At 69.4% G+C, this 23277-nt stretch carries 19 protein-coding genes; 12 read left to right on the plus strand and 7 right to left on the minus strand.

The annotated features are described in order from the left end of the window. The first annotated feature begins 56 nt into the window (after nt 1-56). The 7 genes from ACRX5W_RS23120 (at nt 57) to ACRX5W_RS23150 (ending at nt 8538) form a co-directional block, all read left to right on the plus strand. Complete coding sequence (locus tag ACRX5W_RS23120; protein WP_436790176.1) at nt 57-833, plus strand: SDR family NAD(P)-dependent oxidoreductase; 777 nt, start codon at nt 57-59, stop codon at nt 831-833. Between the two features lie 112 nt (nt 834-945). Further along, entirely contained in the window at nt 946-2100 is a 1155-nt protein-coding gene (locus ACRX5W_RS23125; protein ID WP_436790177.1) for a sulfotransferase family protein, read from the plus strand. A gap of 14 nt (nt 2101-2114) precedes the next feature. Further along, the gene (locus ACRX5W_RS23130) at nt 2115-3170 is read left to right on the plus strand and encodes a hypothetical protein (RefSeq protein ID WP_436790178.1); all 1056 of its coding nucleotides are present in this window, start codon (nt 2115-2117) and stop codon (nt 3168-3170) included. A gap of 137 nt (nt 3171-3307) precedes the next feature. Further along, nucleotides 3308-4210 carry a sulfate adenylyltransferase subunit CysD gene (cysD, locus tag ACRX5W_RS23135; protein ID WP_436790179.1) on the plus strand — a complete coding sequence of 301 codons (903 nt, stop codon included), beginning with the start codon at nt 3308-3310 and terminating at the stop codon, nt 4208-4210. Further along, entirely contained in the window at nt 4210-6141 is a 1932-nt protein-coding gene (cysN, locus tag ACRX5W_RS23140; RefSeq protein ID WP_436790180.1) for a sulfate adenylyltransferase subunit CysN, read from the plus strand. Before cysD ends, cysN begins: the two co-directional genes overlap by 1 nt. 2 nt (nt 6142-6143) lie before the next feature. After that, a complete protein-coding gene (locus ACRX5W_RS23145; RefSeq protein ID WP_436790181.1) occupies nt 6144-6860 on the plus strand; it encodes a 3'(2'),5'-bisphosphate nucleotidase CysQ in 717 nt (238 codons plus the stop codon). A gap of 289 nt (nt 6861-7149) precedes the next feature. Continuing rightward, a complete protein-coding gene (locus tag ACRX5W_RS23150) occupies nt 7150-8538 on the plus strand; it encodes an ABC transporter substrate-binding protein (RefSeq protein ID WP_436790182.1) in 1389 nt (462 codons plus the stop codon). Here the strand turns inward: ACRX5W_RS23150 and ACRX5W_RS23155 are convergent. The 6 genes from ACRX5W_RS23155 to ACRX5W_RS23180 all read right to left on the minus strand — a co-directional run bounded on the left by ACRX5W_RS23155 (nt 8481) and on the right by ACRX5W_RS23180 (nt 15845). After that, nucleotides 8481-10031: an acyl-CoA dehydrogenase family protein gene (locus tag ACRX5W_RS23155; protein ID WP_436790183.1), complete on the minus strand. Its 1551-nt coding sequence runs from the start codon at nt 10029-10031 to the stop codon at nt 8481-8483. The two genes, ACRX5W_RS23150 and ACRX5W_RS23155, sit on opposite strands and share 58 nt — an antisense overlap. Continuing rightward, nucleotides 9995-11128 carry an acyl-CoA dehydrogenase family protein gene (locus ACRX5W_RS23160; RefSeq protein WP_436790184.1) on the minus strand — a complete coding sequence of 378 codons (1134 nt, stop codon included), beginning with the start codon at nt 11126-11128 and terminating at the stop codon, nt 9995-9997. Before ACRX5W_RS23160 ends, ACRX5W_RS23155 begins: the two co-directional genes overlap by 37 nt. A 59-nt stretch (nt 11129-11187) precedes the next feature. Further along, on the minus strand, nt 11188-11997 hold the full coding sequence (locus ACRX5W_RS23165) for an enoyl-CoA hydratase/isomerase family protein (RefSeq protein WP_436790185.1): 810 nt from the start codon (nt 11995-11997) through the stop codon (nt 11188-11190). A gap of 80 nt (nt 11998-12077) precedes the next feature. After that, entirely contained in the window at nt 12078-13292 is a 1215-nt protein-coding gene (locus ACRX5W_RS23170) for an amidohydrolase family protein (RefSeq protein WP_436790186.1), read from the minus strand. Continuing rightward, nucleotides 13289-14134, minus strand: coding sequence for an amidohydrolase family protein (locus ACRX5W_RS23175; RefSeq protein ID WP_436790187.1), 846 nt, complete (start codon nt 14132-14134; stop codon nt 13289-13291). Before ACRX5W_RS23175 ends, ACRX5W_RS23170 begins: the two co-directional genes overlap by 4 nt. Before the next feature lie 73 nt (nt 14135-14207). Continuing rightward, entirely contained in the window at nt 14208-15845 is a 1638-nt protein-coding gene (locus ACRX5W_RS23180) for an AMP-binding protein (protein ID WP_436790188.1), read from the minus strand. A 252-nt stretch (nt 15846-16097) separates the two neighbouring features. On the opposite strand from ACRX5W_RS23180, the gene ACRX5W_RS23185 reads away from it, so the two are divergent. Together ACRX5W_RS23185 and ACRX5W_RS23190 are read left to right on the plus strand one after the other, a co-directional pair. After that, nucleotides 16098-17300 carry a cytochrome P450 gene (locus ACRX5W_RS23185; RefSeq protein WP_436790189.1) on the plus strand — a complete coding sequence of 401 codons (1203 nt, stop codon included), beginning with the start codon at nt 16098-16100 and terminating at the stop codon, nt 17298-17300. 78 nt (nt 17301-17378) lie between these two features. Continuing rightward, nucleotides 17379-18203 (plus strand): SDR family oxidoreductase, encoded by an 825-nt coding sequence (locus ACRX5W_RS23190; RefSeq protein ID WP_436790190.1) that lies wholly within the window; start codon nt 17379-17381, stop codon nt 18201-18203. Between the two features lie 298 nt (nt 18204-18501). Here the strand turns inward: ACRX5W_RS23190 and ACRX5W_RS23195 are convergent, their stop codons facing one another. After that, nucleotides 18502-19470, minus strand: coding sequence for a LysR family transcriptional regulator (locus ACRX5W_RS23195; protein ID WP_436790191.1), 969 nt, complete (start codon nt 19468-19470; stop codon nt 18502-18504). 128 nt (nt 19471-19598) lie between these two features. Here ACRX5W_RS23195 and ACRX5W_RS23200 point away from each other — a divergent pair, with 128 nt between their 5' ends. The 3 genes from ACRX5W_RS23200 to ACRX5W_RS23210 are packed head-to-tail and all read left to right on the plus strand — an operon-like array spanning nt 19599 to nt 22958. Further along, a complete protein-coding gene (locus ACRX5W_RS23200) occupies nt 19599-20267 on the plus strand; it encodes a succinate dehydrogenase cytochrome b subunit (RefSeq protein ID WP_436790211.1) in 669 nt (222 codons plus the stop codon). Between the two features lies 1 nt (nt 20268). Further along, nucleotides 20269-22215: a fumarate reductase/succinate dehydrogenase flavoprotein subunit gene (locus tag ACRX5W_RS23205; RefSeq protein ID WP_436790192.1), complete on the plus strand. Its 1947-nt coding sequence runs from the start codon at nt 20269-20271 to the stop codon at nt 22213-22215. Then, nucleotides 22212-22958 carry a succinate dehydrogenase/fumarate reductase iron-sulfur subunit gene (locus ACRX5W_RS23210; protein ID WP_436790193.1) on the plus strand — a complete coding sequence of 249 codons (747 nt, stop codon included), beginning with the start codon at nt 22212-22214 and terminating at the stop codon, nt 22956-22958. The genes ACRX5W_RS23205 and ACRX5W_RS23210 overlap by 4 nt, the downstream gene beginning before the upstream one ends. The last annotated feature ends 319 nt before the right edge of the window (nt 22959-23277 follow it).

Below are 23277 nucleotides of genomic sequence, written 5' to 3' on the forward strand. Positions count from 1 at the left end.
CGCATCGACGGCCTGGATTTGTTGACACCCCTGACATCGGAGCGTGGGAGCACAAAATGCGCGGACTCGCGGGCAAGACATTCATCGTGGCGGGCGGTGCCACCGGAGTCGGCGCGGGCGCCGCGCACCGGCTCGGCGAGGAGGGCGCCAACGTCGTGGTTGGCGACATCAACCTCCCGGGCGCCGAGGCCACCGCCGAGAAGATCACCAAGAACGGCGGCACGGCGCTCGCGCTGCACTTCGACCTGGCCGACGAGGCGACCGTCGACCGCCTGGTCGCCACGACGGTCGAGACTTTCGGCGCCGTCCACGGTCTGTTCAACGTCGGTGCGGACCTGTCGCCGGACAACCTCGGGCGCGACAAGTCGGTGCTGGAGAACGACCTCGACGTGTGGCACCGGACGTTGGACGTGAACGTGGTCGGCTACGTGCGCACCTCGCGGGCCGTGCTTCCGCACCTGCTGGCCAACGAGGGCGGCGGCAGCATCGTCAACTGCTCCTCGGGGGCCGCGGTCAGCGGCGGTGACCGGCTGCGTCCGGCGTACGCGGCCTCGAAGTCGGCCGTCAACGCCCTCACCCGGCACATCGCGGGCAACTGGGGACCGAAGGGCGTGCGCTGCAACACCGTCATGCCCGGACTGGTCATGGGCGAACTCCAGGAAAAGCAAAAGGACTTCGAGCTCCAAAAGCGGTTCATGGACCAGGTCCCCACGACCCGTCTGGGCCGCCCGAGCGACCTGGGGGCCGTCGTGGCATTCCTGCTGTCCGACGACGCCGAGTGGATCAACGGCCAGGCCTGGGCCATCGACGGCGGCGCCAATATGCGCGCCTGACCCGGACCTGCCGCGCGCCGGACGCCGGCGCCCCGCGACCGACCACGTCAATCCACAACGGGCGCCGCCTCGTCTCCGTGCAGGGACCGGGCGGTCACTGAAGGGCTTCACCATGGGACCACATGACGAACTGCTCGATGCCGCACGGGCGGAGACAGGCCTGGACGACTTCGGCGACGACGCGTTCCGGGAGGGCCTGGAACTGCTCGTCCGCGACCTGCGCGAACACGGCAGGCTGAACGCCGTCGGACAGGCAGCCCTGCGCAAGGTCGTCGTCGACCTGCTCGCCCAGCGGCTTCAGGTCGAGGACTGGTACCGGCGCCACCCCGAGATCGGCGACGAGCCGATCGACAGGCCGCTGTTCGGCATCGGCCTGCCCCGCACCGGGTCGACCGCCCTGTCGTTCCTGCTGGCGGAGGACCCGAACGCCCGCTCCCTGCTGCGCTGGGAGGCGTCGCAGCCCTGCCCGCCGCCGTCGACGGTCCAAGGCCCCGACCCGAGGGTCGAGCTGGCCAAGGCCGAGATCGCACAGATCGCCAAGCTGTCGCCGCGCACCCTCGCGATGCTGCCCGGCAGCCCCACCGGGCCGATGGAGTGCCTGTCGCTGCTGGGCCTGGACTTCAAATCGCACTTCTTCCAGGCGTTCGCGTACGTGCCGCGCTACTCGAAATGGCTGCTCGACACCGACTGCACCTCCGCGTACACCTACGAGCGGCGCGTCCTCAAGCTCCTCCAGTGGGGCTTCCCCGCCAAGCCGTGGCGGCTCAAGACCCCGGCGCACCTGCTCTTCCTCGACGCGCTCGATCGGGCTTTCCCCGACGCGCGGTTCGTATGGACCCACCGCGACCCCACCGCGGTCATCCTGTCGGTGGCGGACCTGTACGCCGAGGTCGCGGGCCGGTTCAGCGACGACGTCGACAAGCACTACATCGGCGAACTGAACGTCGAGCACTGGACGGTCGGCGTGACGCGGGCGCTGGCGTTCCGCGAGCAGTCCGACAAGCGCGGTGAAAACCGGTTCCACGACATCGACTTCCGGGCCATGCAGACCGACCCGATCACCCAGATCCGGAATTTGTACGCATGGCTGGGCGAGCCGGTCACCGAGGAGTTCGAGACCGGGATGCAGGACTGGTGGCAGGAGTTCGCCGCGAACCGGGAACCCAACGTGCACCCCGACGCCGCCACGTTCGGCGTCGATCTCGACGCGGTACGACCGCAGTTCGCCGCCTACACCGCGCGCATCCCGGAGTGGACGTCGCGCTGAAGGGAAACGCCCGCATGACCATCGACCTCACCGGCGGCCTGCCCGCCGAGCGGGAGAGCGTCTTCGCCGAGGCACCGGACAACCCGGAGATGCGCGACTCGGTCAGCATGTGGATCTTCGACGACCGCGGCGAGATCGCCCTGCCCCGCGTCGGCGTCGAGGGATACGCGGCCGAGTGGGACGCGCACATCTACCAGCTCAACCTGGTCTTCCCGGACGGCCGCGTCTACCGGAGCCGCGACCGCGGCACGACGCTGCCGGCCCTGGACGCGAACGGGCGGCCCCGCATCCTCGGCACCGGCCCCCTGGCGTTCCAGTGCGTCGAACCCTTCACGACGTGGACGGCCACGTTCAAGGGCGACGTGGTGCGGACGACGCAACAGGACCTGATCGCGGGCAGGCAGGACGGCCCGCGCGTCCCCTTGGAGTTCCATGTGGAGGCCACCTGCGCGGTGCCGCCGTGGATCCAGGGTTCGCTGTTCCCCGATGCCGGAGACAAGCTGGCGTCGGACATCGAGAAGGGGCTCATGGGCGGCCCCCGCTACGAGCAACTGGTCCGGGTCACCGGGACGGTGCGTGTCGACGGCGAGGAACACACTTTCACGGGAAGCGCGTTGCGCATCCGCCGACAGGGCGTACGGGACCTGGACGGGTTCTGGGGGCACTGCTGGCAATCCGGACTGTTCCCCAGCGGCCGGGGATTCGGCTACATCACCTACCCGCCGCGCCCGGACGGGAAGCCGACGTTCAACGAAGGCTTCCTGTACACCGGCGACGGCCCGCTGATCCCCGCCCGGGTCGTCGAAGCGCCGTGGCTGCGCCGACTGGAGCCGAAGGGCGAGGACGCGTCGGTCGTCTTCGAGTCGAAGGAACTCGGCATCACCCGCATCGAGGGCGAAACCCTTCTGGCCACGCACGACACCGTGGTTCGCCCCGAAATGCCGAACTTCCCGGTGCTGTTCCAGGGCGCGGTCCGCTACCGGTGGGACGGCGAGGAGACCATCGGCATGCTCGAACGCTCGACGCCGCGCGATCAGATCGAGTGGCCCGAAGGTGTGCCGGTGACATAACCGGTCACGACCGCCGACACGCGAAGCCGCACAACGTTTCCGGCCGCGCCGCGCCCACTGCCGCCCGGCGCGGCCGGAAACTCCGGAACCACCGCCCCGCCCTTGACGGGTCACGAGCGGAGAAGGGCAACCCAGCCATGGGGCGACTGACACACCTCCAGCGCCTGGAGGCCGAGAGCATCCAGATATTCCGCGAGGCCGCGGCCGAGAGCGAGCGGCCGGTGATGCTGTATTCGGTGGGCAAGGACAGCTCCGTCCTCCTGCACCTGGCCATGAAGGCCTTCCATCCCTCGCTGCCGCCGTTCCCGCTGCTGCACGTCGACACGACCTGGAAGTTCCGGGCCATGTACGACTTCCGCGACAAGGTCGCCGCCGACCTCGGCATCGACCTGATCGTGCATCAGAACCCGGAGTGCGTCGAACGCGGGATCAACCCCTTCGACCACGGCTCGGCGACGCACACCGACATGTGGAAGACCCAAGGGCTCAAGCAGGCACTCGACATGCACGGCTTCGACCTCGCGTTCGGCGGCGCCCGGCGCGACGAGGAGAAGTCGCGGGCGAAAGAACGCGTGTTCTCGATACGTTCCGCGCAGCACCGCTGGGACCCGAAGGCGCAGCGGCCGGAACTGTGGCGGCTGTACAACGCCGGCAGGCAACCCGGCCAGAGCATCCGCGTGTTCCCGCTGTCGAACTGGACCGAGCTGGACGTGTGGCAGTACATCCACCGCGAGCAGATCCCGATCGTCCCCCTCTACCTGGCCGCGCAACGCCCTGTCGTCGAGCGGGACGGCGCGCTGATCATGGTCGATGACGACCGCATGCCGCTGCGTCCCGGCGAAGTGCCCGAGCAGCGCAGCGTCCGCTTCCGCACGCTCGGCTGCTATCCGCTCACCGGGGCGGTGGAGAGTTCGGCGTCGACGCTCACCGAGATCATCCGGGAAATGCTTCTGACCACCAGTTCGGAACGCCAGGGCCGGGTCATCGACCACGACTCCAGCGGATCGATGGAGAAGAAGAAGCAGGAGGGCTACTTCTGATGGCGCACACGACCAACGACCTCGTCGCCACCGACATCGAGGCCTACCTGCGGCTGCACGAGCACAAGTCGCTCCTGCGCTTCATCACGTGCGGCAGCGTCGACGACGGCAAGAGCACCCTGATCGGCCGGCTGCTGTACGACTCCAAACTCGTCTTCTCCGACCATCTCGCCGCGCTGGAAAGCGACTCGAAGAAGGTGGGCACGCAGGGCGGCGAGCTGGACTTCGCGCTGCTGGTCGACGGCCTCGCCGCGGAGCGCGAACAGGGCATCACCATCGACGTGGCGTACCGCTTCTTCTCCACCGAGCGGCGCAAGTTCATCGTCGCGGACACCCCCGGGCACGAGCAGTACACCCGCAACATGGTCACCGGCGCGTCCACCGCCGACCTCGCCGTCATCCTGATCGACGCCCGCAAGGGCGTGCTGACCCAGACGCGGCGGCACAGCTACCTGGTGTCGCTGCTGGGCATCCGCAACATCGTCGTCGCCGTCAACAAGCTGGACCTCGTGGACTATTCGCAGGAGGTCTTCGACCGCATCGAAACGGACTACCGCAGCTTTGCCGCGGAGATCGGCCTGAGCGACATCGTGTGCATCCCGATGTCGGCACTCGCCGGCGACAACATCACCGAGCCCAGTCCCAACACCCCCTGGTACGACGGACCGACCCTCGTCGGCCATCTGGAGACCGTCGAGATCGCCGACGACCTGCACACCGGGCCGTTCCGTCTGCCGGTGCAGTGGGTCAACCGACCCAACCTCGACTTCCGAGGCTTCTCCGGGCAGATCGCGGGCGGCGTCGTGCGCCCCGGCGACCGGGTGCGGGCGCTGCCGTCCGGCCAGGAGAGCTCGATAGCCCGGATCGTGACCGCGGACGGCGACCTCGACGAGGCGGTCGCGGGCCAGTCCGTCACCGTGACGCTCATGGACGAGATCGACGTCAGCCGCGGGGACGTCATCGCCGCGGCATCCGAACCGGCCGCAGTGGCCGACCAGTTCGAGTGCCATCTGGTGTGGATGAGCGATGAGCCGATGCTGCCTGGCCGGCCGTACCTGCTCAAGCTCGGCAGCCGTACCACCGGCGTGACGGTCGCCCAGCCGAAGTACAAGGTCAACGTCAACACGTTGGAGCACGCTGCCGCGCGTACGCTCGAACTCAACGAGATCGGCGTGTGCAACATCCACCTCGACCGCCGCGTCCCGTTCGACCCGTACACCGCGAACCGGGACATGGGCGGATTCATCCTCATCGACCGGTTCACCCGGGCGACGGTCGCCGCCGGGCTGCTGCACTTCGCGCTGCGGCGGGCGGACAACGTGCACTGGCAAGCCGTCGAGGTCGACAAGACCGCCCGCGCGCGGCTGAAGGGGCAGCGGCCGGCGGTGGTGTGGTTCACCGGCCTGTCCGGCGCGGGCAAGTCCACGATCGCGAACCTGGTCGAGAAGCGGCTGCACGACCAGGGCTTCCACACCTACCTGTTGGACGGCGACAACGTCCGGCACGGTCTGGGCAGGGACCTCGGGTTCACCGACGCCGACCGCGTGGAGAACATCCGCCGCACCGCGGAGGTCGCGAAGCTGATGGTCGACTCCGGGATCATCGTGCTCGCGTCGTTCATCTCGCCGTTCCGCGCCGAACGCGACATGGCCCGGAGCCTCCTCGGCGACGGCGAATTCGTCGAGGTCCACGTCGACGCCCCGCTGTCGGTGGCCGAAGCCCGCGACCGCAAGGGCCTGTACGCCAAGGCCAGGCGCGGGGAACTCGCCCACTTCACCGGCATCGACTCTCCGTACGAACCGCCCGAGACACCGGAACTGCGGCTCGACGCGAGCGGCTCGGTCTCCGCCGAGGAGAACGCCGGCCTCGTCGTCGAACACCTGCGCCGCGCGGGCATCCTCGAACCACCGGCTCCCGGAGCGGAAGCGTGACCATGGACGACCATACTCTCGCAGCCGCCGTCGCCGCCCAGGCCGGGGCCCTGCTGCGCAAGATCCGCACCGAAGGCGGCGGCAAGGAAGGCGACCGGCAGTCCAACGAGTTGCTGCTGCGCCTGCTGACACACGCACGTCCCGAGGACGCGATCCTGTCGGAGGAGAGCGCCGACGACCGGATGCGCCTGACGTTCGACCGCGTGTGGATCGTCGACCCCCTCGACGGCACCCGCGAATACGGCGAACCGCCGCGCGACGACTGGGCGGTGCACGTCGCGCTCGCCGTCGACGGCATCCCCGCGGCGGGCGCCGTGGCCCTGCCCGCAGCCGACCTGGTGCTGCACACGGGCGAGCCGCCGACTCTCGCGGACCCGGTCCCCGGCCCCATTCGCCTCGCGGTGTCGCGGACGCGTCCGCCCGCGTGCGTCGACCACCTTCTCGACCGACTCGACGCCGAGTTGGTGCCCATGGGCTCGGCCGGCGCCAAGGCCATGGCGGTGGTGCGGGGCGAGGTGGACGTGTACGCGCACTCCGGCGGCCAGTACGAGTGGGACTCGTGTGCCCCGGTGGCCGTCGCCGCGGCGGCCGGGCTGCACGTCTCCCGCATCGACGGGTCGCCACTGCGCTACAACGAGCCCGACCCATACCTGCCCGACCTGCTCATCTGCCGCCCGGAGTTGGCCGGCGCCGTGCTGAACGCACTGCGCGACGCCTGACCACCGGTCCCGGCCCGACCCTCAGGCAACAGAGTCGGGCCCGGCACGGCCGATCCCGTGTACGGGGCGGGTCGTCGTCCGGTTGCCGCGCGGCTCGGAGGGACGTCAGGCAAGGAGAAAACGCACTCGAAACGAATGGCACCAAAAGCTCCACAGCACCAAGGCTCAGACAGCTCCGACCCGCCGGCGCAGCGTGCAGGCTGTTCCGCCCGGCGGGCGTACCGCAATCACGTACATCGCATTTGTGGGATTCGTGGGTTTGTGGGACCAGCCCTGAGGAGGCAGCCCCGTGAGAGCAAGAAGACCCCTCGTCGCCGCGTTGGCGACCGCCGCACTGCTCGCGGCGGCAGGTTGTTCGGACCGAGGCGGGTCCGACGAACAGACACCCGCCACCGCCGGGACCCAGCAGGCCGCCGTCGACGCGGACTTCGGTGACCTGAAGAACGTCTGCCAGGCCGGCGAGACGACCGGCGCGCCGGCCCAGGGCGTCACGACCGACGAGATCAAGGTCGGCGTATTCAGCGACGTCGGCTTCACGAAGAAGCAGGAATTCCTCGACGCCGCAAAGGTGTTCACGTCGTGGTGCAACGACGCCGGGGGAATCGACGGGCGCAGGCTCGTCGCCAACGTCCACGACACCAAGATGATGGAAGTTCGCCAGCGGATGGCCGAAGCGTGCCGCGACGACTTCGCTCTCGTCGGCGGGGGCGCCGCACTGGACAACATGGGTGTCAAGGACCGCCTGTCGTGCCTGCTGCCGGACTTCCCCGCCCAGACGGTGTCGTTGGAGAACAGCGATGCCGGGCTCCAGGTGTCCATACAGCCGGGGAGCGGCTCGTACATGTCCTTCGCGGGGCTGTACCAGTGGCTGCTGAAGGAGGCGTACCCCGCCTCGGCCGGTGCCGTCGGCATGATCGGCGGCGACTCCGGGCCGGTGAAGATCCTCGTCTCCATGGCGGAGGAGGGCGTCAAGGCCGCGGGCGGCACCGTGACCTACAACGACCTGTATCCGGCGGCAGGTGTGTCCGACTGGATGCCGTACGCCCAGTCGATCAAGAGCAAGAACGTCAAGGGCCTGGTCTTCATGGGGCAGTACACCCAGCTCGCCAAGCTGGAACAGGCCCTGACGACGATCGACTACAAGCTCGACTGGATCGACGCCAACAGCAGCGCCTACCTCGACGCCTTCATCGACCTCACCGGCGGCCAGGCACTGGCGGCGCAGAACAATGTCACCGATCTCCAGGGGTTCCACCCGCTGGAACTGGCCGACCGGAACCCCGCGACGCAGAAGGTCATCGACCTGTACGCCAAGTACGCGCCCGGTGCGGAGGTGTCGAGCATGTCCTTCCGCGCGTTCTCGTCCTGGCTGCTGTTCGCCAAGTCGGCGGCGAGCTGCGGCGACGCCCTCACCCGCAAATGCGTGTACGAAGCCGCGACGAAGGAGACGGCGTGGACGGGTGGCGGCTTGCAGGCACCGCTCGACATGTCACGGCAGGACGCACCGGTGACCTGCTACAACGTCATGATCGCGACGACGGACGGCTGGAAACCGGCGGACTTCAAACCCAACAGCGGCGCGTACCGCTGTGACGCGCCGGCGGTCCGGCTCACCGGCAACTACCCGAAGCCCGTGACGCTCGCCGACGTCGGGAAGACCATCGCCGACCTCAAGTAGCGCGATCGACCGGCGAAGCCCTGACGGTGACGCCGAGGCCGTGGGACGGACGGTTCGTCCCACGGCCTCGGCGTCGGCGTCGGCGTGTCAGGCGTGTTCGGGCCCGGCATTCGCGCAACTCTCCGTGCCGGCCTCAGCCGACCTTGCCGGACCAGTTCCGCGCCGACCTGATCACTTCCCGGAACGGCCGCTCCGTGTCGAACGACGGCTCGCGCGGCAGCCCGAGAACACGTTCGCCGATGCTGTTGCGCTGCATTTCGTTGGTGCCGCCGGCGATGGCCATGAACCGGCTGTCGAGGACAGTCGAGGGCGACGCGGGGCGGCCTGCCGGTATCGGAGTCGACGGGCCATGTCGTGGCCGCGCCCTCGGCGATCTCCAAGGCGGTGTTCGCGCGGATCGGGTCGAACGTCCCCGACGCCAGCTTGCCGTACGACGCGAAGGCGCTCCCTCGCACCGGATCGGCGCTCACCACCGAAGCGATACGGCGGTCGAGCCCGCGGCGCGCGATGTCGTCGATGTGCCTGCGGACGATCGCCTGTTGGACCGCCGGGTCGCCGAGGCGGTCGGCCGTCGCCGCGAGGTCGACGAGATCGGGGGCGAGCACGCGGGCGTCGCCTGTGCCGCGGGCGACCGTCTCGGTGGCGCCCCCGCCGCGTTCGAAGAGGAGCATCGTGCGGGCGACCGCCCAGCCCTCGTCGACCTCGCCGATGACGTCCTCGTCGCCGAGCACGACGTCGTCGAAGAACTCCTGGCAGAACTCGGCGTCGCCGTTGATCTGCCTGATCCGCCGCACGGTCACGCCGTCGGCGGCGATCGGGACCGCGAACCAGGTGAGCCCGCGGTGTTTCGGGGCGTCCCAGTCGGTCCGCGCGAGGCACATCCCGTAGTCGGCGTAGTAGGCACCGCTGCTCCAGATCTTGGAGCCGTTGAGGATCCACCGGTCGCCGTCGCGGACCGCCTGCGTACGCACGCCCGCGAGGTCGGATCCGGCCTCGGGGTCGGAGAAGAACTGCGCGAACAGTCTTTCCCCGGCGAGAATTCGCGGAATGTGACGCTTCAGGAATCCGGGTGAGGCGTGCGCGAGCATCGTCATCGCGCACACGCCGAACGTGGTGCGCCCGGCGACGCCGAAATTCGGCAGCACGAAGCCGCGGGCTTCCGCCGCGAAGGCCCGCTCGTAGGTTTTCGGCAGTCCCTGGCCGCCGAATTCGGCGGGCCAGGAGATCCCGGCGTAGCCGGCGTCGAACAGTTTGCGTTGGAGCGCACGCTGTGCGGCGAGTTTGGTTTCGGAGATGTCGCCGTTGCCGGTGATCGTGGGGCGTGGCGCGTGGTGTTCCTTTTTGTCGAGGTTCGACTCCAGCCAGTTGCGGGCCTCGCGCCGGTACTCGACGATCTGCGGAAGACGCTCAGACATAAGTGCTCCGATCCGTCGAAGCCGGGACAGCGGCGGAAATTTTAGGGATGGGTAGGGGTGTTGGACGCCTGATCCCACACGCGACGCCGGTGCCACGCCGGCGATCCGAAGAGCTGGGCCTCCGAGGCCAGGCGGCGCATGTAGAGGTGGTGGTCGTGTTCCCACGTGTAGCCGATTCCGCCGAAGACCTGGAAACAGTTGTGTGCGAGTTCGATCGATTTTTCTCCGACGAACGCTTTCGCCATGCTCGCCAGAACCGCGGAGTCTTCGCTCTCACGGCCGACCGCGAACGCGGCGTCGGCGACCAGGGCCTTGGCCATCTCCAGCTTCAGTCCGGTGTCGGCGAGCAGGTGCTTGACCGCCTGGAAGGACCCGATGGGGCGTCCGAAGGCGATGCGTGTCTTGGCGTACTCGACGGCCAGCCGGAAGTCGCTGTCCATCGCGCCGACCGCTTCGGCCGCGCCGAGAACGGCGGCGACGGCGATCTGCCGGTCGAGGAGTGTGCGTCCCGCTTCGCCTTGGGCCAGGGTGTGGCCGAACCGGATGGCGACGCGGTCGACTCGGACGTCGAAGAAGCGTCGCGTGATGTCGATCCCGCCGAGTCTGGTCAGCGTGACGCGCGGATCGGGCAGGCCCAGCATGACGTGCACCACGCCTGTAGCGGAGGCCACACCGACCAGCAGGTGGTCGCATTCATCGGCGTCCTGGACGGCCTCGGCCACGCCGTCCAGGACCAGGTGGTCGCCCTCGGAACAGACCTTCAGCGCATGGCCGTTCAGCCCTCCGACCGCCCAGGTCGCCGCCGCGTGCCCGGACACAAGGGTACCCAACACGCCGTGCCAGGCCTGGCTGCCGATCCGAGACAGGGTGTGTGCCGTCACGCTCGTGCCCACGTACGGTCCCGGTTGCAGTCTCGCGCCGCGCTCGGCCGCGACGAGGGCGGCATCCACGACACCGTTGCCCGACGCGCTGCCGCCGCCCCGGAGTTCGTCGACCAGGACGCCGAAGCAGCCGACATCGCCGAGCTTGTGACGGAGTTTCGCGCTACTCGGCTCGGATCCCTCGGCCGCCGCCCGCACGGCTTCGAGAGGGCTTTCGGATTCGAGGATCCGGATGGTCGTGTCGACCATCATCCGTTGCTCATCGGTCGGTTGCAGAATCAGATCGGTGCTCATGGGGCTCCTGATCTCCCAGCCGGTGCAGGGGGCGCGTGCGAGGGCCCGCCCTTGAATGCCTAGATGCCGGTGAAGCGGGGCTCGCGGCGTTCGAGGAACGCGGCCACGCCCTCGCGCATGTCGTCCGTGGTGTACGCGATGTGCTGGGAGCGGGCCTCGTTCTCCAGCGCCTGCTGGAAGCTCGTCTGCGAACTGTCGTCGAGGAGCCGCTTGATCAGGCTCACCGCCGTCGTGGGCGCGGCGGCGAGGCGGCGGCCCCATCGCGCGCCTTCGTCCTGGAGGACGTCGGCGGGCACCACCTCGTTGACCAGTCCCCATGCCAGCGCCTGGTCCGCGGGCACCATGTCGCCGAAGAACGCCATCTGCTTGGCCCTGCGGATCCCCACGGCGCGCGGCAGCGTCCATGAGCTGCCGCCGTCCAGGGCGAGCCCGCGTTTGACGAAGACCTCCGAGAAGCGGGCCCGGTCGCTCGCCAGAACGAGGTCGCACGCCAGCACCAGCCCCAGGGCCACCCCGACGGCGACTCCGTCCACGACGGCGAGCGTCGGCTTGGGCAGTCCCTGGAGCCGGGCGATGATGTCGTTCACGGCGCGCATTTCGTGCAGGATCGGCTGGAGCCTGCCGCCGGTGAGACCGCGCCGCTCGCCGTTCCGCGCGCCGTCACCGCCGCCGGACAGGTCGGCACCCGCCGAGAAGGACCCGCCGGCGCCGGTCAGGATCAGCGCGCGGTCGGCCGGGTCCTTGGCCACCTCGTCCAGGACGCGCGCGAGGTCGAGCCAGTTGTCCGCGTTCAGCGCGTTCTTCTTGTCGGGGCGGTTGAACGTGACCCGCACCACGCCGTCGAACCGCTCGATCAGGGTGTCGCCCATCGCGTTTCCTTTCCTCGCCCGCCATTTGCCCCGGTGCGCTGTGCTGCCCCGCGACGGCCGGCCTGTGCGAGATCCGACCGTCAGTGATCGATACCGAGCAGGTCCAGGGCATTCGTACGCATGATCCGGTCGGTCTCGGATTCGGTGAAGCCCTCCAGTTCGTGCACGAAGTCCGTCGGGTTCGCCAACCCCTCACCGTGCGGCCAGTCGGAGCCGAACAGGACACGGTCGACGCCGATGGTGTCGGCGAGCGCGCGAATGTCCTCTTCGTAGTAGGGGGTGACCCACACGTGCCTGCGGATCGTCTCCGCCGGGTCCTCGGCGAACACCCTCGGCGTCTGGTTCGCCTGCTTGCGCAGGCGCTTGATCAGCAGGTGCACCCAGTCGGAGCCGTTCTCGACACTGGCGACCCGCAGCCGGGGGTGGCGTGCGAAGACGCCGTCCATGATGAGGCTCGCCATCGTGTCGTGGATCGCGCGGTCGGCGACGAGGACCTGGCCGAGCGGGTTGGAGACGCGGAACGGGGCGAACCGCTCGGGGCCTCCCCAGAAGGCGGCGAACTTGTGGTAGCCGCTGTCGCTGAGGTGGAAGCCGACCGGGATGTCGTGCGCGACGAGCTTGGCCCACACTTTGTCGTAGTCGGGGTGTCCGAACGAGCGGGATCGGCCGTGGCCGATCGGCACCGGCGCCGGACGGACCGACACGATCCGCACGTTGCGCCCGACGAGCCTGTCGATCTCCGCGACCGCCTCGTCGGGATCGGCGAACGACAGCATCGGGGCGGTCATGATGCGGTCCTGGTGGGAGTAGCCCCAGTCTTCGTCCAACCAGGTGTTGAAAGCGGTGACGCTCGCCATCGTCGCGCCGACGTCGTCGCGCAACGCCTCCTCGACACCGCACGCGAGTGTGGGGAACAGCAGGGCACCGGATAGCCCCTGACGATCCATCACCTCCAGCCGCAGCGCGGGGTTCCGGTACGCGGGGTCGAGCGGTTCGACCTTCATCAGACTGCGGGGGTCGACGCCCTTCGGGACCTTGCCCCGGAAGAACAGGTCTTGGCAGCCCGGGACGATGACCGGGTCGAAGGTCGGATTGGGGATGAACTCGAACAGCCTTCCCCCGGCGAGGAGTTGGGTGTGCGTGCCGTGCTTGACGACCATGATGCCGCGACTCCCCATGGCCGGGTCCAGGTGTCGGGTGAAGCTGTCGGTGGTCTCGTAGTAGTGGTTGTCGCTGTCGAAGGGCAGCGTGTACGTCCCCCGGGCGGCCTGCTGCCTCGTTGCGGCGGTGGTCACCGGTCTCCCCCTCCGTCGAAGAAGAATCGGTCGGCGTTGCCGTACAGGTAGGCGTCGAGCACTTCGGGCTCCAAGTCGAGCCGGGACGCTTCGGTGACCGTGCGGGTGATCGACAGCACCGGGGAATCCGACGCGAAGATGATCTTGTTCCTGCCGCGGGTCCGCATGTAGTGCAGCAGCGACTCGGGCAGCCGCTTCGGCGACCACGCCGAGGTCATCAGGTGCAAGTTCGCGTACTTGCCCATCAGCCGGATCGCCAGGTCCCACCACGGGTCGGCGCCGTGCATCATGCACAGCTTCAGCTCGGGGAACCGCTGGCACACGCGGTCGAGGTGGATCGGATTCTGCGCCTCCCCCGGCAGCGGCGGCCCCGGCAGGCCGGTGTTCACGGTGACGGGCAGGTCGAGTTCGCACGCCTTGGTGTAGAGCGGGTAGTAAACGGCGTCGCTCGCCGGGTAGTTGCCGTCGCCCCAGAAACTCGGGCCGACCGACGCGTACGAGACGGGAGCGTTGGCCGCGGTCTCGGACAGCACGCGTACGGTCTTCATGGGACGCAGCAGGTCGAACCCGCCGATGCCGAGCGAGAACCGCTCGGGTGCCTTCTCCACGAACTCGCGGGCCTTGGACGCGGCTCCGTCCCGCACGCTGCTCGTCAGAATCGCCCGGCGAACCCCCAACCGGTCCATCTCGTCGACGAGTTGGTCGAAGTCCGCGTCCTTGAGGAACGACTCGCCGCCTTTGAAGTAGTCCTCTTTGACCCGCACCATCCAGTCGGGCGGCTTGTCGCCTTTGACCATGCTCACGTTCACCAGGCAGTCGATCGCCCTGGTCACAGTCGCCATGAACGTCCTCTCTGCTTCTCACTCCCGGATCCACCCGGATCCTCGGCGTGTGCGGGCCGGCCGCCCGCAGCGGCTACGACGCGGTGGCGGGCAACGCGTCGAGCGCAGCCTGCCGCGCCCACGTGTAGTCGGCCTTTCCGGTGGCGTGCCGCCCGATCCGGTCGCACAGCAGCACCGCGCGCGGCGCCTTGAAGCGGGCGATCCGGTCGGCGACGTACGCGCGGACCTCGCGGGGCGACGGCGACGCCCCCGGGCGTGGCTGGACCAGTGCGACGATCTCCTGGCCGAAGCGGTCGCTCGGTCTGCCGACCACGAGCGCGTCCGCGATGCCGGGGTGCCGGCGCAGCACTTCCTCGACCTCTTCGGCGAACACCTTCTCTCCGCCGGTGTTGACGACCATCGCGTCGCGCCCGAGCATCTCCATCGTCCCGTCCGCCGCGTACCGGGCCCGGTCGCCGGGGACGGAGACGCGTTGCCCTCCGATGACCGGGAAGGTCTCCTCGGTCCCCGCGCGGTCGTTGAGGTAACCGAGCGGGATGCGGCCCGTACGCGCGGTCCAGCCGATCTCGTCGTTCCCGGGCTCGATGAACCGCGACCGGTCCACGGACAGCACCGCGGCGCCCTGCGAGAGCGTGAACTCGCGGGTCTCCTTGTCCTTGGTGGAGGAGCCGAAGGCCATGCCCCCGGTCTCCGACGCGCCGTACCCGTCGACGATCGTGAGGTGGGGAACCATGTCGAGCAAGGCCCGCTTGAGCACGGGATTCGTCGCCGCGCCGCCGGTGGCCAGACGGGTCAGCGACGACAGGTCGTAGGTGCGTGCGCGCATCTCGTCGACCAGCGGCCGAGCGTAGGCATCGCCGACGATCGACATCATCGTCACGCGTTCGCGCTGGATCGTCTCCAGGATGCCGCGCGCGTCGAACGCCTTGGAATCGTCGTGCAGGACCACGGTCGCGCCGTTGTGCAGCCCCGCGAACGCGGTCCACTGCGCGGCACCGTGCATCAGCGGGGGCGCCGCGAACCACGTCCCCAGGCCGCCGCCCCGCGCGATCGAGGTGATCAGCTCGCGGGTGGCGCCCTCGACGCCGCCCGCGCCGGATACGTAGACGTCGGCCTGCCGCCACAGGACGCCTTTGGGTGTGCCGGTGGTGCCGCCGGTGCAGACGAGGTAGAGGTCGTCCGGTGACGGCACGGGCAGGTCGTCCGTCCTGGTCGCGGCGTCCAGAGCCTCCTCGTACGCGGTGCTGCCCGGCAGCGGCGCGACGCCGGAGCCGTCGTCCACATCGACCAGCACGCGGCCTCGCGCGGCACCCGCCGCGGCGAGCTTCGGGCCGAGACGGCGGTGGTAGACAACGGCCTCGGCGCCGAGTTGGTCGAGCAACGCGCCGATCTCGGCGGGCGCGTAGTGGTGGTTGACGTTGAACGGCACCGCGCGCGCCCGGTAGGCGCCGATCATGGTCTCGACGTACTCGGGACAGTTGCTCAATACGAGCGCCACCGTGCTCTGGCCGCACTCCCAGCGCTGCAACTCGGCGCGCTCGCGGCGGACGCCGAGCCCGCGGCCCTGGAAGCAGGCGGCGAGGCGGCGGGTCCGCTCCCGCACCTCCGCGTATGTGCGGCGGACCGTGGTCCACACCAGCATCTCGCGCTCGGGTACGGCGTCGGTGACGACGTCAAGTACGGCGGGCAGGGACCACTCGTTCGCTGCCATGCGGACTCCTCGGGCACCTGGTCGTGGCGCGCATGCTAGACAAAACCTCTAGATCTATACAAGACGCGGAAGCGCCCGCGAAGCCACCGTCGCCACCTTCCCGCAGCGCGATGATCACGAGGTTGGAGGGTCTGCCCGGGAGCACGGGGACGACCACACGCAGCGCGCAAGAACCGCCGCACAACCCCTTGGAATATTTAGATCTTTCTAGTACACCTTCTGCATCGACTGCCCAGGGGAGTGGAGGTGTCGATGAGTGTCGAGACGGTGTCACCGATCTACTACGACCCGTTCGACGTGCAGATCGACCGGACAGTGCACGCCACGTGGCGGCGAATGCGCGAGGAAGAGCCGGTCTACTGGAACGACAGGTACCGGTTCTACGCGCTGAGCCGCTTCGAGGATGTCTGGAACGGCTACCACGACACGGCGACGTTCAGCTCGACGCACGGCGTCCAGCTCGAAACCCTGGACGAGCCGACGGCCTTCCCGTCCGTGATCTTCATGGACCCGCCCGAGCACGGGGTCATGCGCAAGCTGGTCAGCCGGGCGTTCACGCCACGCCGGATAGCCGCGCTCAACTCCTACATCGAAACGCTCGTCGACCGCTGCCTCGACCCCCTGGTCGGCTCGTCGGGCTTCGACTATGTCCAGCAGTTCGGGGCCCTGGTGCCGCCGATGGTCATCGGATACATGCTCGGCATCCCCGAGGACGAGCGGGACATGCTCCGCCGCTGGTTCGACGAGATGCTGCACCGGGAGGAGGGGCAGACCGAGCAGATGAACCCCACCTCGCTGAACGCCTCGCTCCAGGTCCACGCCTACGCCACGAAACTCATCGAGGAGCGCAGGCGGCACCCCGGCGAGGACATGATCAGCACTCTCGTGGACGCCGAGATCGAAGAGGACAATGTCAGGCGCCGGCTGACGGATGACGAAGTGGCGCTGTTCGTCGTGCTGTTGGCGGGTGCCGGGGTGGAGACGGTCGCCAGGCTGCTGAGCTGGACGGCAGTGACGCTGGCCCAACACCCGGACCAGCGGCGGCTCTTGGTTGACGACCCGTCGCTCGTGCCCGGCGCGATCGAGGAGATCCTGCGCTATGAGGCGCCGTCCCCGGTCAACGGACGCTGGACGCTGCGCGACTTCTCCGCGCACGGCGTCGACATCCCGGCCGGCTCCAAAGTGCTGCTGCTCAACGGCAGCGCCAACCGGGACCAGCGCGAATTCACCGATCCGGACATCTTCGACGTGCGGCGCAACATCCAGCGGCACATCACGTTCGGCTTCGGCGCCCACTACTGCCTGGGCGCGGCACTCGCCCGGCTGGAGGGCTGCGCGGCGCTGGCCGGCACGCTCGCGAGGTTCCCGGAGTGGGAGATCGACGAGTCCGAGCTCGTCCCGGTCCAGACCAGCACGGTCCGGGGGTTCGCCTCCGTCCCGATCCACCTCGGGTGACGCCGGCGGCATCCGGCGCGAAGTTCCCCACGCGGTCGCCGTGTTCGGCCGCACAGTCAACGACACGAAGGCGGCGGTGTGACCAGCGACAGTGTTTCGGACGACGGCGTGCGGGACGGCGGCCGGGAAGTCCGCCCGATGCGCGTCATCGTGGTGGGCGCCTCCAGCGGCATCGGCCGCAGCATCGCCCTGGGCCTGGCCGCCCAGGGCGCGCACGTGGCCCTGCTCGCCCGACGGCTCGACCGGCTCAAGGCCGCGGCGGAGGAAGCCGGTGAACACGCCTTCCCGGCCGCGTGCGACGTCACCGACCCGGATTCCTGCCGTACCGCGGTCGCCGACGCCGCAAATGCCCTCGGCGGTGTCGACGGCCTGGTGTTCGCCACGGCCGCGTGGGCGGTGGCACCGGTCGAGGGCACCGACGCGGACGTGTGGGGACGGATGTTCGCGACCAACGTGACCGGCGCGTCCCTGGTGACGGCCGCCGCGCTGCCGCACCTGGCCGCTTCGGGCGGCGCCGCGGTCTACCTGTCGTCGATCAGTGCGTCCCTCGGACCGCCGTGGGCCTACCTCGGGGCGTACGTGACGAGCAAGGCGGCACTCGACAAGCTCGTCGAGGTATGGCGCATCGAGCACCCCGAAGTCGGCTTCACCCGCCTGACGATCGGCGACTGCCTCGGCGGCGAGGGCGACTCCGCCACCGGCATCGCCGACAACGCCGATCCGGAGGTGTTCGGCCGAGCCATCACGGAGTGGGCACGACTCGGGTACGTCACCGGGAACTTCGTCGACGTCGCCCACATCGTCGACGCCGTCTCGTCGGTGCTCCGCTTCGGACGCACCAGCTCGATCCCGTCCATGACCGTCATCCCGCGCATACCGGCAACGGAGACCGAGGCGAACTGACGCCCACCGCCGCTTGTCGACCCGACAGACAAGCCGGCGGCTGCGCGGTATCCCCCGCGAACGCGCGACTCGGTCCGAACCGGTTCGGTTGCCGTCACCGCCTTCGGGACCACCGGCAGACCCGCAAGGTCCGGCAGTGGTCCCGAAGGAGCAGTGCCACACCGCAGCGCCCGGCAGCGGCCCGAGGGCAGCACTGCCAGACCGCAACCCCCGGCGGGCGCGGAAGCCGAGGCACTCGTCCGCGCTCGGCCTCCCGCGAGTCGCGCTCCCTCCCACGTGACGCGCTCGCCCGCCCGCGTCACGCGTCGTCCTGGTCCGGACGCTTGCCGCGCCCGTCGTCTCCGTCGTTTCCGTCGTGCCTGTCGAGCGGATCCCGCTTGTCGCGGTGTGATGCCAGCAGGACCTTCTGGAGTTCGCGGGCCGCGCGGGGCGGGGCCACGTCGCTGCGGTGAGCCAGGGCGATGGTGCGCCGCAGGCCCGGCGCGGCGAGCGGGGTGACGCGCAGATCCGGGCCGGACCGTGCGGCCACCATGCGCGGCACGACCGCCGTACCCAGGCCCGCCCGCACGAACCCCAGCACGGCGTCCATCTCACCGCCCTCGACGGTGAACGTCGGTTCGAAACCGTCCGCGCGGCATGCCGCGACGGTAAGCTCCCGCAGGTCGTAGCCGTGCCGGAACATCACCATCGGCTCGTCGCGCAGGTCCGCGATGCGCACCGCACGTCCGTTTCCGGGCACCGGAGCCGCAGCCGACGTCACGACGACGAGGTCCTCCCGCAGAAGTTCCACCGTCGTCAGCGCGGGCGACGGGCTGGGCAGCGGCAGGACCACCAGGGCGAGGTCCAGTGCCCCTCGTGCGAGTTCGCGGACGAGGTCGTGCGAACCGCTTTCCTCGATGAGCAGGCGGATCCCCGGATGCATGTCGTGAAAGGTCCGCAGGATTTCCGGCAGCAGGCCCGTGCACAGGCTCGGCGTGGCGCCGAGGCGTACCCGGCCGCGCCGCAATTGCGCGAGCTCCTGCACTTCCAGGCGTGCGGTGTCGGCGTCCGCGAGGATCCGGCGTGCCAGGGGCAGGAGTGCCTCGCCCGCCTCGGTGAGCGCGATGTTGCCGCGCGCCCTGCTCACCAACTGCGCGCCCAACTCGTTTTCCAGCGCCCGGATTTGCTGTGACAGCGAGGGTTGGGAGACGTGCACTCGCTCGGCGGCCCGGGTGAAGTGCCGGGTCTCGGCGACGGCGACGAAGTACACAAGCTGCTGGAACTGCATGCCCGCACTCTAACCGACAATAGATATTGCCTATTGACATGAGCCGGATCATGTCTTGGACCTCTGATGACGGCGCACCTACCGTCGGCAGCATGGCTCTCGCTACCAGGACGGACCGACGGCCGTCCATGACGCGTTCGCTGTGGCACTCCTCCGTCGGCAAGAAGGCGGTCATGGCCGTGACCGGCCTGATCATGCTCGGCTACCTGGTCGCGCACATGATGGGCAACCTCAAGATCTTCTTCGGCCCCGGGGAGTTCAACGGCTACGGCCACTGGCTGCGCCACATGGGCGAGCCGGTCCTGCACAGCCACTGGGGCCTGTGGGCCGTTCGCGTCGTGCTGGTCGCGTCCGTCGTGCTGCACGGCGTCGCCGCGTACCAGTTGAGCCGCCGCGACATCGACGCGCGTCCGATGCGGTACGCCCACCCGCGCCGCCGCGCGAGCTATGCCACCCGGACCATGCGCTGGGGCGGCGTCATCATCGGCCTGTTCGTCGTGTGGCACATCCTCGACCTGACCACGCTCACGGTGAACGAGAACGCGCAGGCCGGACACCCGTACGAAAACGTCGTCGCGACCTTCTCCACCTGGTACGGCAACCTCATCTACATCGTCGCGATGCTCGCCGTCGCGCTGCACGTCCGGCACGGCTTCCGCAGCGCCGCGCACACGCTCGGCGCGGGCAGCGCCGCGCGCGACCGCGTCCTCGCCGGCGTCGCCGACATCCTCGCGGCCGTGCTGTTCGTGGGCTTCGTCTCCGTCCCCGTCGCCGTCATGACCGGAGTGGTGAGCTGACATGGGTTACCCCGAGTACACCGCCGGCGAGCCGATCGCCGACACCCGTGCCCCGGCAGGGCCGATCGCCGAACGCTGGGGCCGCCGCCGCTTCGAGGCCAAACTGGTCAATCCGGCCAATCGGCGGGGGCGCACCGTCATCGTCGTCGGGACCGGCCTCGCGGGTGCCTCCGCGGGCGCGACGCTCGGCGAACAGGGCTACCGCGTCGTGCAGTTCTGCTACCAGGACTCACCTCGCCGGGCGCACTCCATCGCCGCGCAGGGCGGCATCAACGCCGCCAAGAACTACCGCAACGACGGCGACTCGATCCAGCGGCTGTTCTACGACACCGTCAAGGGCGGCGACTTCCGCTCCCGCGAGTCCAACGTCCACCGCCTCGCCGAGATCTCGGTCGAGATCATCGACCAGTGCGTCGCGCAGGGCGTCCCCTTCGCCCGCGAGTACGGCGGCCTCCTCGACACCCGGTCGTTCGGCGGCGTCCAGGTCTCCCGCACCTTCTACGCCCGCGGCCAGACAGGACAGCAACTTCTCCTGGGCGCCTACCAGGCCCTGTCCCGGCAGATCGCGGCCGGGACCGTCGAGATGCACGCCCGCACGGAGATGCTCGACCTGGTCGTGGCCGACGGCCGGGCGCGCGGCATCGTCGCCCGCGACCTGGTCACCGGTGAAATATCCACACACTTTGCCGACGCCGTCGTCCTCGCGTCGGGCGGCTACGGCAACGTGTTCCACCTGTCGACGAACGCCGTGAACTCCAACGCGACCGCCGTGTGGCGCGCCCACCGGCGCGGCGCGTACTTCGCCAACCCCTGCTTCACCCAGATCCATCCCACCTGCATCCCGCGCACCGGCGACCATCAGTCCAAGCTGACGCTGATGAGCGAGTCGCTGCGCAACGACGGACGCATCTGGGTGCCCAGAACGGCCGGGGACCGGCGCGCGCCCGGCGACATCCCCGAGGACGAGCGCGACTACTACCTCGAACGCGCGTACCCGTCGTTCGGCAACCTCGTGCCGCGCGACATCGCCTCGCGCGCCGCGAAGAACGTCTGCGACGAGGGCCGCGGCGTAGGGCCCGGCGGCCAGGGCGTGTACCTCGACTTCGCCGACGCCATCGCGCGCCTGGGCCGCGCCAAGGTCGCCGAGAAGTACGGCAACCTCTTCGAGATGTACGAGCGGATCACCGCCGAGGACCCGTACCGCGTCCCCATGCGCATCTACCCCGCCGTGCACTACACGATGGGCGGCCTGTGGGTCGACTACGACCTCCGGACCACCGTCCCCGGGCTCTTCGCGATCGGCGAGGCCAACTTCTCCGACCACGGCGCGAACCGGCTCGGTGCGTCCGCGCTGATGCAAGGGCTCGCCGACGGCTACTTCGTCGTCCCGGCAAGCGTCAACGACTACCTCGCGCGCACGCCGCACGCCGGCATCGTCGACGACACACACCCGGCCGCCGTGGCCGCACTGCGCGAGACCACCGGCCGGTTGGAACGGCTCCTCGGTGTCGACGGCGACCGCACAGCCGACTCGTTCCACCGCGAAGTAGGCGAACTCCTCTGGGAGTACTGCGGCATGGCCCGCACGGACGAGGGACTGCGCAAGGCACTCGATCGCATCCCGCAAATCCGCGACGAGTTCTGGCGCCGCGTCAAAGTCCCCGGAACGGGCGACGAGTTCAACCAGTCGCTGGAGCGGGCCAACCGCGTCGTGGACTACCTCGAACTCGCCGAGCTCATGTGCCTCGACGCCCTGCACCGCACCGAGTCCTGCGGGGGCCACTTCCGCGAGGAGTCCCAGACACCCGACGGCGAAGCCGCCCGCAACGACGACGACTTCTCGTACGTCGCCGCCTGGGAGTTCACCGGCACCGGCCGGGCACCCGTCCTGCACCGGGAAGACCTGGCCTTCGAATACGTCCACCCCACCCAGCGGAGCTACACGTGAAGCTCACCCTCCGCGTCTGGCGGCAGAAGAACGCCGACGCCCCCGGCACCATGGCCACCTACGAAGTCGACGGTGTCTCCCCCGACATGTCGTTCCTGGAGATGCTCGACACGCTCAACGAGGACCTGACCCTGCGCGGCGAGGAACCCGTCGCCTTCGACCACGACTGCCGCGAGGGCATCTGCGGCGCCTGTAGTCTCGTCATCAACGGCGACGCGCACGGCCCCGAGCGGACCACCGCGTGCCAGCTCCACATGCGGGCCTTCCGCGACGGCGACACGATCGACGTCGAACCGTGGCGCGCCGCCGCGTTCCCCGTGGTCAGGGACCTCGTCGTCGACCGCACCGCCCTCGACCGCATCATCCAGGCCGGCGGTTACGTCACCGCCCCCACCGGCTCGGCCCCAGAGGCGCACGCCACCCCGGTCCCCAAAGCCGCCGCCGAACGCGCTTTCGAACACGCCGAATGCATCGGCTGCGGCGCCTGCGTCGCGGCCTGCCCGAACGGCTCCGCGATGCTGTTCACCTCGGCGAAGGTGAACCACCTGGGCGCCCTCCCCCAAGGCGCACCGGAACGCGAGACCCGCGTCCTCGACATGGTCGCGCAGATGGACGCCGAGGGCTTCGGCGGCTGCACCCTCACCGGCGAATGCGCGACCGCCTGCCCAAAAGGCATACCTCTGCCGTCCATCAGCGCGATGAACAAGGAGTGGCTGCGGGCGATCCGCAAGGTCGACCGCTGACCGCCGCAGTCCGTCCGAAACACCCCCGGCGCGGCGATGAGTTCCGGGCACGTGCCCGGTCTACACGCACGACGGCCACCGCGGACGGCTGCGTGACGGACCCGAAGCACACGGCCGTTCCATGGGTGAGCGCGGGACGGTCCAGCGTAAGCACCACGCTTCGCACACCCGGTCCGCGGTCACGGACGGACCGCGACCTTGCTTGCCTGACCGGGTTTCCACGGCCTTCAATCCACGGAGCGTTCGCCCTGCGGATCGCATTTGGTGCGACGGACAGGTGCCGCGCCCGTTCCGGGTCGATTCGCGAGTGAGCCGCCGG

The sequence above is a fragment of the Yinghuangia sp. YIM S10712 genome, from assembly GCF_051388935.1.
Classification (GTDB): domain Bacteria; phylum Actinomycetota; class Actinomycetes; order Streptomycetales; family Streptomycetaceae; genus Yinghuangia.